At 70.8% G+C, this 12,970-nt stretch carries 10 protein-coding genes; 2 read left to right on the forward strand and 8 right to left on the reverse strand.

Annotated features, from left to right (window positions below):
• Positions 1–822 precede the first annotated feature (822 nt).
• Entirely contained in the window at positions 823–2,466 is a 1,644-nt protein-coding gene (locus OG933_RS42075; protein ID WP_405632546.1) for a GMC oxidoreductase, read from the forward strand.
• Between the two features lie 84 nt (positions 2,467–2,550).
• Here the strand turns inward: OG933_RS42075 and OG933_RS42080 are convergent, their stop codons facing one another.
• From OG933_RS42080 to OG933_RS42100, 5 genes are all read right to left on the reverse strand, one after another.
• Entirely contained in the window at positions 2,551–3,030 is a 480-nt protein-coding gene (locus OG933_RS42080) for a carboxymuconolactone decarboxylase family protein (RefSeq protein ID WP_394643614.1), read from the reverse strand.
• 91 nt (positions 3,031–3,121) lie between these two features.
• Positions 3,122–4,195: a dihydrodipicolinate reductase gene (locus tag OG933_RS42085; protein WP_405632548.1), complete on the reverse strand. Its 1,074-nt coding sequence runs from the start codon at positions 4,193–4,195 to the stop codon at positions 3,122–3,124.
• 252 nt (positions 4,196–4,447) lie between these two features.
• Complete coding sequence (locus OG933_RS42090; protein ID WP_405632550.1) at positions 4,448–5,668, reverse strand: metallophosphoesterase; 1,221 nt, start codon at positions 5,666–5,668, stop codon at positions 4,448–4,450.
• A gap of 282 nt (positions 5,669–5,950) precedes the next feature.
• Positions 5,951–6,658, reverse strand: coding sequence for a hypothetical protein (locus OG933_RS42095; RefSeq protein ID WP_405632552.1), 708 nt, complete (start codon positions 6,656–6,658; stop codon positions 5,951–5,953).
• Positions 6,659–6,886: 228 nt separating this feature from the next.
• Positions 6,887–8,026: an acyl-CoA dehydrogenase family protein gene (locus OG933_RS42100; RefSeq protein ID WP_405632553.1), complete on the reverse strand. Its 1,140-nt coding sequence runs from the start codon at positions 8,024–8,026 to the stop codon at positions 6,887–6,889.
• A 146-nt stretch (positions 8,027–8,172) separates the two neighbouring features.
• Between OG933_RS42100 and OG933_RS42105 the strand changes: the two genes are divergently transcribed.
• On the forward strand, positions 8,173–8,799 hold the full coding sequence (locus OG933_RS42105) for a TetR/AcrR family transcriptional regulator (protein WP_020127353.1): 627 nt from the start codon (positions 8,173–8,175) through the stop codon (positions 8,797–8,799).
• Positions 8,800–8,811: 12 nt separating this feature from the next.
• Here OG933_RS42105 and OG933_RS42110 read toward each other — a convergent pair whose 3' ends face one another.
• From OG933_RS42110 to OG933_RS42120, 3 genes are read right to left on the reverse strand one after another with little or no spacing between them, the layout of a single operon-like run.
• Positions 8,812–10,428 carry an aldehyde dehydrogenase family protein gene (locus OG933_RS42110; RefSeq protein ID WP_405632555.1) on the reverse strand — a complete coding sequence of 539 codons (1,617 nt, stop codon included), beginning with the start codon at positions 10,426–10,428 and terminating at the stop codon, positions 8,812–8,814.
• The gene (locus OG933_RS42115; RefSeq protein ID WP_405632557.1) at positions 10,425–11,318 is read right to left on the reverse strand and encodes an oxygenase MpaB family protein; all 894 of its coding nucleotides are present in this window, start codon (positions 11,316–11,318) and stop codon (positions 10,425–10,427) included. Before OG933_RS42115 ends, OG933_RS42110 begins: the two co-directional genes overlap by 4 nt.
• Positions 11,319–11,354: 36 nt before the next feature.
• Positions 11,355–12,953: a DUF6114 domain-containing protein gene (locus tag OG933_RS42120; RefSeq protein ID WP_405632560.1), complete on the reverse strand. Its 1,599-nt coding sequence runs from the start codon at positions 12,951–12,953 to the stop codon at positions 11,355–11,357.
• Between the last annotated feature and the right edge of the window lie 17 nt (positions 12,954–12,970).

The raw sequence follows: 12,970 nt of genomic DNA on the forward strand, positions 1-12,970 counted from the left end.
AGTTCACCTCTCACAGGCCCGTCGCCGCACACTTAACTTGCAGGGTTGGGTGGCCCTCACGAGCAGTGCGAGTTCAACCGCCGGGCACCTGTCGGCTGTCGTCCGCTTGGCACAGGATTCGCGGAGGCCCTGCCAGTCGACGGGTGGCGATGTGACCTGCGGGAAGAGCGGGCAAACAGCGGTGCCGTTCATGAGGGCACGACGAACCACCGCCATCCTGCGCAGCCACGACACCCTCGTCAGCGGCGCTCCGGTCCGGGAGTAATGGTTCGATCCGCGTCCAGTGCAGTGTTCCGTCCCCGTGGTCGGGCTTGTTGTCGGGGGTATTGCGCAGACCACGCCGCAGTGGCTATCGCCTACGGCGCAGCGTCTACGGCGCCTGTCAGTCCGGCCAGCAGCGGGGCGGGTAGACGGCCGGTGAGTCAGACCGGTGCCGAGCAAGAGGGGGTCGACGGACTCGCGCAGGGCACTGCCGACGCTGACGACGATCCCGAAGCCGCCCGACAGTAGACCGCGCGGTCGCTGCCCGCTGGAGCCGCAGCCGAGATGCGGATGCGTTACGTCGACCAGCCGAGCTGAGCCGTCCCGGCTCCGAGCACAGCAGTGCGCTGCGACGGCCGCGAGAGTCGGGCAGAGGTGCTGACGTCCCACGCCCGTTCACGAACAAGTGCGAGCCAGACTCCGGGCGGCGGAGTCCGGGGACAGGCCGTGCATGTGATGCCCAATATGTGATCTTTTGAAAGTTACCTCAGGGTATGGCGTGACTTCTCGTGTGGGTGCCAGTAGAACCCGTTTCACTCTATGGAGAGTGAGGAGCCGCGCATGAACGACGATTCCCCACGTGGGAGGCGCCTGAGAGGTGTATCCCGTCGAAGATTCATCAGTGGAACTGGTTCCCTTCTCGGGTCGGCCGCGCTCGCCGGGCATGTGGTCCCGGCCCACGCCGCCACCGCAGCCGCATCCGCGGTGATCGAACCGGGCGCGCACGTGCCCGTCCTCGTGATCGGCACCGGCTACGGCGGCTCCGTGGCCGCTCTGCGACTGGCCCAGGCAGGTGTCGACGTCCACATGATCGAGATGGGCATGGCCTGGGACACTCCCGGGTCGGACGGCAAGATCTTCGCCAACACCACCAGCCCCGACTACCGGTCCTTCTGGCTGCGTACCAGGACGAAGCAGCCGCTCAGCAACTTCCTCGGCTTCCCCATCGACAAGGACGTCCCGCGCTACACCGGAATCCTGGACGCCGAGGAGATGGGCGGGATCATCGTCTATCAGGGCCGGGGCGTCGGCGGCGGTTCACTGGTCAACGGAGGTATGGCGGTCACTCCCAGGCGGGAGAACTTCGGCGCCGTCCTGCCGTCGGTCGACGCCGACGAGATGTACTCCGTCTACTACCCGCGCGCCAACGCGGGTCTCGGCGTCGCCACGGTCGACCCGACGTGGTTCGAGACCGCCGACTGCTACCAGTACGCGCGGGTCGGCCGTAAGCACGCCCAGCGTTCGGGCTTCCCGTTCGTCTTCGTGCCCGACGTGTACGACTGGGACTACATGGAGCAGGAGGCCGCCGGGACCGTACCCAAGTCCGCGCTCGCGGGCGAGATCCTCTATGGCAACAACTATGGCAAGAAGTCCCTGCAGAAGACCTACCTCGCCCTCGCGAAGGCGACCGGACGGGTCTCCATCTCGCCCCTGCACAAGGTCACTTCGGTCGCCCCGGCAACAGCAGGCGGCTACACGGTCGTCATCGACCGCCTCGACACCAGCGGCAACACCACCGCGACCAAGACCGTCACCGCGGACCGGGTGTTCTTCGCGGCCGGCAGCGTCGGCACCAGCAAGCTCCTGGTCAAGCTCAAGGCGACCGGCGCGCTGCCGGGCCTCAACAGCGAGGTGGGCAAGGGCTGGGGCGACAACGGCAACGTGATGTGCGGCCGCGCCAACCACCTGTGGGACCCCACCGGCGCCCTGCAGTCGTCCATCCCGTGCTCCGGCATCGACAACTGGACCGCGGGCGGCGCGTTCGCCGAGGTGGCCCCACTGCCCACCGGCATCGAGACCTTCGCCTCGTTCTACCTGTCGATCACCAAGAACCCCAACCGCGCCCAGTTCTCGTGGAACGCGGCGGCGGGCACGGTCGACCTCAACTGGCAGACCGCCTGGAAGCAGCCGTCCATCGACATGGCCAAGACGATCTTCGACAAGATCAACGCCAAGGAAGGGACGATCTACCGCACCGACCTCTTCGGCGCCTACAAGATCTGGGGCGACCATCTCACGTACCACCCCCTCGGTGGCGCCGTGCTCAACAAGGCGACGGACAACTACGGCCGCCTGCACGGACATCCGGGCCTGTACGTCATCGACGGCGCCCTCGTCCCGGGCAACACCAGCGTCAATCCGTTCGTCACCATCACCGCACTCGCCGAACGAAACATAGAAGCGATCATCGCCGCGGACCTGTAGCGGTTACCCGAGCACGGGTGAGAGGGGAGTCAGAAAGGAACGAAACCAGGGCCGCCCGGACTCGCCGGACGGCCCCGGACCGGTTCAGTGCCCCGGCAGTACACACATGGCGTCGAGCCCCAGCACACGGTTGAGCCGCCCGAACGCCAGCCACGAGCCGAGGCTCATGGTCAGTTCCACGATCTCGGTCTGGCTGTAGTGCGCGGTCATCCGGTCCCAGAACTCGTCGTCGAGGCCGTGGTGATCCAGGGCGTACCGCTCCGCGTACTCGGCGGCCAGGCGGGTGCGCTCGTCGAAGGCGTCGGTCGTGCGCCACTCGGCCACCGCGTCGGCGAACTCCTCCTCGACCTTCTGCTCGTCCCGCTCGGTCCGCCAGTCGAGGCAGAAGAGACAGCCGTTGATCTGCGCGATCCGCAGCCGCGCCGCCTCGAACTCGCGCAGTCCCAGGGTCGTATGGGCGTAGACGGACAGTGAGAAGTTCGCGGCGGCGAGCCCGATGCCGGGGACCATGTCGCCCCACACGTACTCGATCGGGTTCTTGCCTTCGGGGATGTCGACGTTCATCCGGGACTCCTTCGTGTACGCCCCTGGCCCCGGCCGGCGACAGGAGGCGCGTCCTGGTGGTGTCGGAGGGATACGGAAGGGGGCGTCGGCGTCACTTCCCGCCGAGCCTTCCTGTCGCCGGCCGCAGTGGGACGTCGAGCGCGTCGTACAGTCCGGGCTCCGCATCCACGAGCCAGTCGATCGCGCCGACCAGCCGGCCGACCGCGGTGGCGTTCCCGCCCGCGGACCGGTTCTCGCCCTCGTCGGTCGCCTCGACGGTGACCACGATGCGAGGACGGCCCTCGATGATCACTCGGTGCGCCCCGTCGCCGTTGGGCGGTGACGGCCAATCCGGGGCGCAGGAAGGGTGGATCCGGGTGATGTGCTCGATGACGAGGCGGGGTTCCCCCTTGACGAAGCCCTGCACCTCGAACCGCACCGCGCCCTGGGTACCCGCGTCGAACTCGCCCATGGTCCGGGTGCTCACCGTCGCGTCGAGCGCGCGGCGCTCCAAGGTCTCACGGATCTCGTCGAGTTCGACACCGAGGGCTCTGGCCATCAGCCGAATCTGCCCGCCCCACACCATGGTCGGGATCGACGGGGCGAGCATCAGCGGCTCGTAGTCCATCGGCTGGCCCATCCCGACCAGATACCTGACCGACTCCTCCTGCTCGTACGTGGAGTAGTCGAAGATCTCCTGGCAGCGGACGGCGTCGACGACCGTGCCCAGGCCGCTCATCAGCAGCGGAAGTACGTCATTGCCCCAGCCCGGGTCGACGCCGGACACGAACAGCGACCCTCCGCCGTCGGCTATGGCGGCGAGCACCGGGTCGCGGAACTCGGGCGGGGCGTTGCGCTGGTCGTAGAGCGGGTACAGCGCCGGAGTGACGACCACGGCACCCGCCCGGATCGCGGCGCCGATGTCGGCCAGCGCCTCGTCGGGCCGGATGTCGCCCGATGCCGCGTACACCACCGCCCGGGGGCGCTCGCCCAGCACGGCGTCGATGTCGTCGGTCGCCGAGATGCCCAGGCCTCGACCGAGGCCGCCGAGGTCACCCGCGTCGCGCCCGACCTTCTCGGGGTTGTGAACGAGTACGGCCGAGAGATCGAGCGCCGGATGCGCCTCGACCGCACGGATCGCCGCACGGCCGACGTTGCCGGTACCCCAGACCACCGTGGAAATCATACGCAGGAGCGTAATCTGACGAGCCGTCAGTTTCCATACCCTTGCACCGACCTCGACGGCGTGCCGCGTGGAGCGCACTGACTCAGGTCTGCTCGCGTGACGGCGACTTGAGACAGCGGCCCTCGGCAGGCCCGGGCGGGGAGAACACTGCGCTGTCCAGCAGGAACACCACCGTGCCGTACACCGCGTGCGGTTGGGGCCCGATCCTCGGCTCGCGGACTGCTCCAAGCGGCTGTGTCGGCCCGTCGAGTGCTACATCGACGTGGGCAGGTGCGGGGAGCGGAGCACGAGCAGGGTGATCTCGCTGGGGGCGAAGACGCGGAACGGCGGGCCCCAGAAGCCGGTGCCGCGGCTGGTGTAGAGGAGGGTTCGGGGGCCGTGGTGGCTGAGGCCGGCGAGGGCGGGCTGGTCGATGCGGACCAGGTGGTGGAAGGGCCAGATCTGGCCGCCGTGGGTGTGACCGGAGAGCTGGAGGTCGATGCCGGCTGCTGCCGCCCGGTCGATGAACTTGGGCTGGTGGGCCAGGAGCAGGACGGGCAGGTCGGGGTCGGCGCCGGTCAAGGCGCCGGCGAGGTGGGCGCGGTGGCCTGCCAGGCCGGAGGACTCGGCGGTGACGTCGTCCACGCCGGCGACCACGAGGGTGTCGCCCCCGCGTTCGAGCAGCAGATGGCGGTTGCGCAGCGGCTCCCAGCCCAGTTCGTCCATCAGGTCGACCCAGCCCTGGGCCTCGCTGTAGTACTCGTGGTTGCCGGTGACGTACACACGTGCCTGGGTGGCTCGCACGGTTCCGAGTGGGGCGGCCTGGGCGCGGCGGCGTTCGGCCGTGCCGTCAGCGATGTCGCCGGTGTGGCAGACCAGGTCGGCTTCCAGGGTGTTCACCGTCTCGCACACCCGTGCCGACCAGCGGGCGCGATCAAGTGGGCCGTAGTGGGTGTCGGTGATGAGGACGACGCGGGTCCCGTCCAACCCGGCACCCAGCCGTGGGAGTTGGACGTCGAGCCGGCGCACGCGTGGCACGCGGCGGGCCTCGGCGTAGCCCCAGGCGAGCAGCACGGCGGCTGTGCCGAGGACGGCCCACGTGACGATTCGGGCCCGGTCCTGACTCTCGCCGACACCGGCCACGGTCAGGGCGAGCCGCAAGAAGATGCCGAGCAGGACGGACCAGGTGAACAGAACCCAACTCGTGCCCAGCAGGGTGTCACCGACGATCGCCGCCCGGTCCTGCTGACGCCGGCCGTGGCCGCGCATCATCGCGAGCGGCATACCGACGAGGCCGAGGACGAACAGTGCGGTGCCGGCCGGCGTGACAGGCGGCGGCCAGTGCTGGCCGGTGTACAGGAGCACCCAGCAGGGCACGGTCCACAGAAGTACAGGGGCGATCAGGGGGAGATAGCGCATCAGGCGGTGCAGTCGGCTCTGCCGCGGAGCTCGCGCATCGCTGTCGGCGGGTCGGGTGTTGCTGGTGTCGGTCACGCTTCCCCTCTCTGACCAGGCTGCCGTCTCGCGCACTGTATCGGGTCGCTCTCGGGCCGACCGGACCGGCGTTCATGGGCGCGGTCCTTTGGGGCGAAGGGTTCTTTGCGGGATGGCAGGACTCCGCCGCAGACACCTGTCTCTGCGGCAGTCGTCGATCCTGTCCTCGAGAATCAGGGCCCGGGCGTGCACGTGACTGTGAAGCCGTCGCAGTGCCGTCGGTCCGCCGGGCCACACCGGCGGTGTCGTGCAGCGGGTGGAACGGGGGCCAGGCGGTGGGCGTCAGCGTGAGGCCCTGCCACGTCCCGCGACCTGCCCCTGCCCTGGATGCAGCTGCTCGTACACGGGCGCGAACTCGAACGGGTACTCCACACAGGTCTCGCCCGCGAAGCACTGCACGGCGTGGCGGCGCATCCGGGGTCCGTAGGCGGCGTGGTCGATCAGGTCCGTATAGGTCTGTCGCTCGCCCAGCTCCAGGAGGCCCGCGGTGTCGGCCAGGTAGACGTCGAAGCCCGGGTACATGATGCCGAGGTACGGCATGTCGTCCAGGTCGAGCGCGAGGACCGGGTACTCGCCCTCCTCGTCGGGCTCGGTGACGGCCAGGATCCGTCGTGAGTCCGACCCGCCGGGCAGGACGAAGCACTCCGGGAAGCGCCCGGACAGCCACGCGAACGGCTCTGCCCAGAAGTCGCCCATCTCGTCCCCGACCACCTGGTCGATCGACCGCGGCGCGAACCCGCCGTCCGGGGCGAACCACCCGTACCGCTCCAGCAGGCTGGTGTCGTACGCCAGCCAGGAGCGCAGGCTCGGTGGCAACGGGCGCCCCGACGGGAACACGGCCCGCGCGAGTACCTCCTCGGGCATCGGTCTGGCCTCGCCGCCCTCCACCCAGGGCACGTTCACGTGCGGCAGCAGATGCGGCAGCGCGCTCGCTCCAGGATCGCGGCGCACGGCCTCGACGACCTGCTCGGTCAACGGCACTCCGTGCATGGGACTTACCTCCGGTTCGTGTGACCAAGGGGTGCGATCAAGGGATGCAGGGGCTGGCCCGGCCTGCGAACCGCTGCTCCACGATCGGTATCGCCCGCCTGCGCAACCTTAGGCGTCGTGACGGACGCGGGACTCCGGCCCGGCCCGGGACGCATCGGTGAGGATGCGCTCCGGCCCGGGAGGGGCAGGGGAGGCCGTCGGGCTCGAGGCGTCCGGGGCCGAGCGGTCTCAGAGGCCGTAGCTCTTGCCGATGATGTCGCGCTGGATCTCGCTGGTGCCCCCGTAGACGGTGGAGACGACGGCGGCGCGCAGATGGCGTTCCATGCCGTACTCGGTGGCGTAGCCGTAGCCGCCCATCATCTGCATGCACTCCAGCGCGACGTGCTTGGCCGTCTCGGTGGCCTTGAGCTTGGCCATCGACGCCTCGCGCGGGAAGAGCCGGTCCGGCCGGGCGTCGCAGTCCGACGCCACCTCACGCACCAGCAACCGGGCACACTCGATCTCCGTGGCGAGGTCCGCCACGCGGTGCCGCAGCGCCTGGAAGGAGCCGACGGGCCGGCCGAACTGCTCGCGCTCGCGTACGTAGGCGACCGCGTCGTCGAAGGCGCGGCGGGCCAGGCCCAGCATGTTGGCCGCCAGGAAGAGCCGCTCGTGGTTCAGCCCCGCCATCAACTGGCGCCAGCCGGAGCCGACTTCACCGACGACCGCGTCCGCGGGCAGCCGTACGCCGGTGAGGAACACGTCGTTGACCTCGCGGCCGCCCATGGTCTCGATGCCCCGCACCTCCACTCCCGGCGTGTTCATGGGGACGTGGAACATCGTGAGCCCCTCGTGCCGGTCCCCACCCGTCCGTGCCACCAGCAACATGCTCTCGGCGACATGGGCGTTCGAGATCCAGGTCTTCTGACCTTCGACGAGCCAGCTCCCGTCGGGCCGCCGCTCGGCGCGGCAGCGCAGGGCGGCCACGTCGGAACCGGCGCCGGGCTCCGACATCGCGACGGACAGCACTCGGCCCCGCGCGGCGCCGCCGAGCACCGTACGGCGCTGCTCCTCGGTGCCGAAACGCTCGTACACCTTGGCGGTGATCACGGTGGTGACGAAGCCGCCGGCGGGCACCAGCCCGTAGGAGGTCTCCTCCAGGAAGACACAGGCGTCGGCGAGGCCGCCGCCTTCGCCGCCGTACTCCTCGGGCAGGCATACGCCGAGCCAGCCGAGGTCGGCGAGCATGGCGTAGATCTTGGGGTTGTGGGGTTCCCGGCCGCCCTGGGTGAGCGCGTCGCGCTGCACGGGACTTCCGCACTCGCGCTGGGCGAATTCACGTACGGCATTGGCGAAATCGGACTGCTGCGGGGTGAGGCGACTGCCCATGGGTCCTCCGAACACAAGGGAATGGTGTGGTGGGACGAATGGCGTGGTGGGACAAATGGCGTGGTGGGGCACAGGATGAGATACAAATGTATGGTAGTTGTTTCACTGTCTCTATGGAGAGGAGTGCGGGTACCGTGAAAGGCACCATGAAGACATCTGCGAACGACTCCCTGCTGGCCCGGGCCATCGCCCGGCCGGAGACAGAGGAAAAGCTGGCGCGGCAGATCCTCGACGCCGCCCTGGAGCAGTTCACGACCTTCGGCCTGCGCCGCTCCTCGGTCGAGGACGTCGCCAAACGGGCCGGCGTCTCGCGCGTCACGGTGTACCGCCGCTTCCAGAGCAAGGACGGACTGGTCGAGGCGTGCCTGCTGCGCGAGGGCAGCCGCTTCTTCCAGAAACTGGACTCCGCCGTCGCCTCGCTGCCGACGATGGAGGACCGAGTGGTGGAGGGCTTCGTGGTCGCCCTGCGGCACACCAGGGCCCATCCGCTGTTCGGCGGACTGCTGAAGCTCGAACCCGAAGTGGTTCTGCCCTACTTCACCGTCCAGGGCGGCGCCTCCCTCGCCGCCACCACCGACTACCTGACCGCCCATCTGCGGCGCGCCCAGCACACCGAGGGCCGCCCGGAGACCGACCCCCGGCCGGTGGCGGAGCTGATGGTGCGCGTCGCGGTCTCCTTCCTCCTCAACCCGGCCGGCTGCATCGAGCTGGACGACGAGGAACAGGCCCGCGCCTTCGCCCGCAGATACCTCGCGCCGCTGCTCGACGCCTGACCCTGCGCGCGGTCAACGCCGGGAGTGCAGCCACCGCATGAGCGCGACGGCCCTGGCCTTCGTCGCGGCCGGGGTCGCGAACGACGTCAGATCGATCGGCGGAGCGAAGCGCCGGACGGTCACCGACTGCGGGGCGGTGAAGGCCCGCAGTCCGTCCGCGCCGTGGATCCGGCCGAAGCCGGAGTCGCCGGACCCGCCGAACGGCAGGGCCGGGACGGCGGCGAAGCCCAGCACCGAGTCGACGGAGACCGCGCCCGCGCGCAGCCGGGAGGCCAGCGCGGCACCGGCGCGACCGCTGCCGCCGAACACCGCGGCGCCCAGCGCGTAGCGCGACGCGTTCGCGCGCCGAACCGCCTCCTCCTCGTCCGCCACGGCGTTCACCGCGACCGTCGGCCCGAACGTCTCCTCGGTCATGGCAGGCGAGTCCTCCGGCACGTCGACCAGGACCACCGGCTCCACGAAAGCCCCGGCCGCCGGCGCCGAATCCGTGCCGCCGAGCGCCGCGCCCGCCCCCGCCGCCAGCGCATCGTGCACATGCCGCCGCACCACCGCCGTCTGGTCCGGCATCGTCATCGGACCGTAGGCCGCGTCGGGACCGGCACCCGGCCGCAGACCCCGGGCCCGCTCCACCACCTTCTCGCACAGCTCCGCGTGCACCTGCCGTACGGCGTAGACGCGTTCGACGCCCGCGCAGGTCTGCCCTGCGTTGCCCATCGCACCCCACACGATCGCATCGGCCGCGGCATCCAGATCGGCGCCCGCCGTCACGATGACCGCGTCCTTGCCCCCGCACTCCGCGAGGAACGGCGTGAGCGACTCGGCGCACACCGCCATCACCTTGCGCGCGGTCCCCGGGGAGCCGGTGAAGGCGACCTTGTCGACTCCCGAGCGGGCCAGCGCCCCGCCGGTCGCCGCGGCCCCGGTGACGACGGTGAACAGCCCGGCGTACTCGGGCACGGCCACGTCGAACAGCTCGGCGAGCAGCACTCCCGTACCGGGCGTGTACTCGGACGGCTTGAAGACCACGGCGTTGCCGGCCGCCAGGGCGTAGCCGATGGACCCCATCGGCGTGTACACGGGGTAGTTCCAGGGGCCGATCACCCCGACGACGCCGAGCGGACGGCGGACCACGGTCGCCGCCTGATGTATCGCCACCGCCCCGGAGCGCACCCGGCGCCGGCGCAGCACGCGCCCGGCGTTGCGGGCCGCCCAGGACAGGTGCTCCAGGGTGAGCAGCAGTTCCAGTTCGGCGTCCTGCCGGGGCTTGCCGGTCTCCGCCGCGACGGTCCCCGCCACGGTGTCCAGGCCCGACGCCAACTCCCGCTTCCAGCGCAGCAGATGGCCGCGCCGCTCGCCGGCGGACAGGGCAGCCCAACGGGCTCCGGCCGCCCGCGCCCGCCGCACGGCACGGTCGACGTCCAGCGGCCCGTGCACCGGGTACGCGGCAAGGGTCTCGCCGGTGACGGGGGAGCGGGAGGTGAAGCTGTCCGGCGGGGGAGTGCGCCGCTCGACGCAACCTGCCCGCGCGCCGTCCGCGGTGGAACCGGGTTCTGTGGGACCGGCGGTGTCGGTGGAGCCCGGTTCCGTGGGTCCGGCGGGCCGGTCGGCGTTCTCGGTGGTGTGTGTCATCGGTGCTCCATCGGTGGGTTCTCGTCGGCGAGCGGGGCCGGCGGCCTGTGGTGGGCCCAGTGCGGGCCGAGGTCGTCGAGCGTCCAGCCGAAGGGGTAGCTGCGGGGTTTCGGGCGGCTCGGCCACCAGCCGGGCCGGGCGGGCAGAAGGCGGGTCAGCAGGGCGCGGGTCCGCAGGAGGAGGTGGGCCGCCGTGCGCACCGGGCGCGGCTGCGGGCGGAAGCCGAGCGCGGTCAGCAGCGGTTCGTCCAGGACGGCCAGCGCGAGGCGGGCCACGAGCGGTCGCAGCGGCCGGGGGTACCAGTCGGTGATGATCCGCAGGGTGGCCGCGGCGACCCGCCGATTGGCGGGGTCGTACGCGAACATCTCCTTCTCGTAGGTGTCGTGGAGCTGTTCGAAGCCGGCGTAGTCGGCGGGGAGCCCGGTGATCCCCATCATCTCGCCCATGTGCCGGCCCACCAGGGCCAGACTCTCGGCCTCCTGCGGGCACAGCGGCCGCCAGCCGTACCGGTCGATCCACCGTTTGGGTCCGACCACGGTGGTCGCCAGGACGTAGAGATAGTCCTCGTTGGCTATGCGGTAGCGGCCGTGGATGCGGTTGAGGTGCCGGGCGGTGGCCCGCCCGTGCGGGGAGTCCATCCCATGGCGGACCATCTCGTACGCGACCAGTACCGTGTCGTCGTACCGCTTCTGTCCCGCGCGTTCGAACTCCTGTGTGCGGTCCAGGAGTTGGGATATGCGGGGTACGCCGTAGTCGCGCAGGAAGGCGACGGACACGCCCTGCATGTAGTCCCAGGGGAACTCGTACCGGGTGATCCACCGGAAGATCTCCTCGTGGTCGCGTCGGGGATCCATCCGGCGGATCCGTTCGAGCCGGCTGTAGCGGCCCATGGGTGATGCCTCCTGTCGGGCTGTCGGGCTGTCGGGCTATCGGGTGTGGCTGTGCGCCCTCAGGTCGGAGAAGTTGACCGTCTCGGCGTCGACCAGCACCTGGCCGGCCTCCACGGCGGTGACCGACAGCTCGGGCAGCTGCACGGCGATCGGCAGGTTGGCCGGCACGACGTCGGCGCCGATGCAGATGCGCGGGGTGGCGACGTCGATGACGGGGATGGTGAGGGAGCCGGAGAGCTGGGTGACGTAGATGTCGACCTGGGGGATGTCGAGGTCCACGTCGATCGTCTGCACCTGGCCGGGCGTCTCCAGACGGAAGGTGTAGCCGTCCGCGACGAGCCGGTCCGCGTGCACCCACAGCACCTTGAGCCGCCCGCCGCCGACCGTCCCGAGATACGTGGCGCCGTGGATGATGGCCCCGTAGGCGGTCAGGCTGTCCGCGCCGACCTGGGGGTAGACGCTGTTGACCGGGTAGGTCGCCCGGGGGCGGCCCGGCTGGTCCCCGACGACGACGGGCGGGCGCAGGGCCGTCAGGTCGTCGGGGTCCTCGGGCATCCCGCCCGGCTCGGGGTTGGGCAGACCGCCGGTGTCGACGCCGGTCAGGCACGGGAGGGTGACCTGGGGGCCCAGGGCGGTCCCGGGCCGGTCCGCGGCCGCTCCGGTGCCGGATCCGTCGTCCGGACCGTTCCCCTGGCCGGCGTCGTCCCCCGGCGAGCCTGAGCCGACGGAAGGGCCGACGGAAGGGCTCGGGGTGACGCCGGGCGAGGCGGATCCCGTGGGGGACGGAGTGGTCTGCGGGGACCCCGATGGGGTGGCGGACGGCGCCGTGGAAGAGGCGCCGCCCGGCCCCCACTCCCAAGGCCATCCGCTCGTCGGCCAGGGCAGCGGGAACAGGGTGGTGCCGCCCGCCGCCGAGGCGCCGGTGGCACCCGGGAGCATCGCCGCCGCCAGCGCCGTGGTCAGGACGAAGAGGACCGCGCCCCGCGTACCGGCCCGGCGCCCGCGGTACCGGGCTCGGCCCTCATCGGCTTTTGGGCGGCCGCTCGCTCCGTCCCTGCCCGTTCCGTATCCGCTCGCTCCGTCCCCGCCCGTTCCGTATCCGGTGGCCAGGGACTCGGCGGCCCGCTCCGCACGGGCTGCCGCGTCCGCGGACCGCGCGGAGGCGGCGCCTTCACCTGCTGGTGGATCTCCGGCGTCTTCCTCGGGGTGCCGGTTCCCCGGCATCCAGCCGAAGGCCATGGAGGAGCCGATGAGGCCGGCCAGCATGCCGATGCCGAAACCGCCCAGGTTCGTCGTCGCCATCGAGGTCAGGGACGCGACGGCGGTGACGACCGAGACGAACATGCGCTGGTCGGGCTTGAAGAGGAAGAAGATCCCGCCCGCGACGAGGACCACGCTGATACCGACGGCCGACATCGCGCCGACCCCGACCCTGATCATCAGCGGCAGCGGGGCGAGCGGGATGGAGACCATCTCGACACCGCCCGCGATCACCCACACCGCGGCCCAGAAAGGACGTCTCCTGCGCCAGGCGCGCAGCGAGCGGCGAGCCCGTGGCGCGGGCAGGATCCGGTCGAGCCAGTCCCCGGTCTCCCGGGCCAGCTCCGACAGGAAGCCGAGAACGAAAGCGAACATGGTCGAGTCCGTCTCTC

The organism is Streptomyces sp. NBC_00016, assembly GCF_045040885.1.
Taxonomy (GTDB): Bacteria; Actinomycetota; Actinomycetes; order Streptomycetales; family Streptomycetaceae; genus Streptomyces; species Streptomyces coriariae.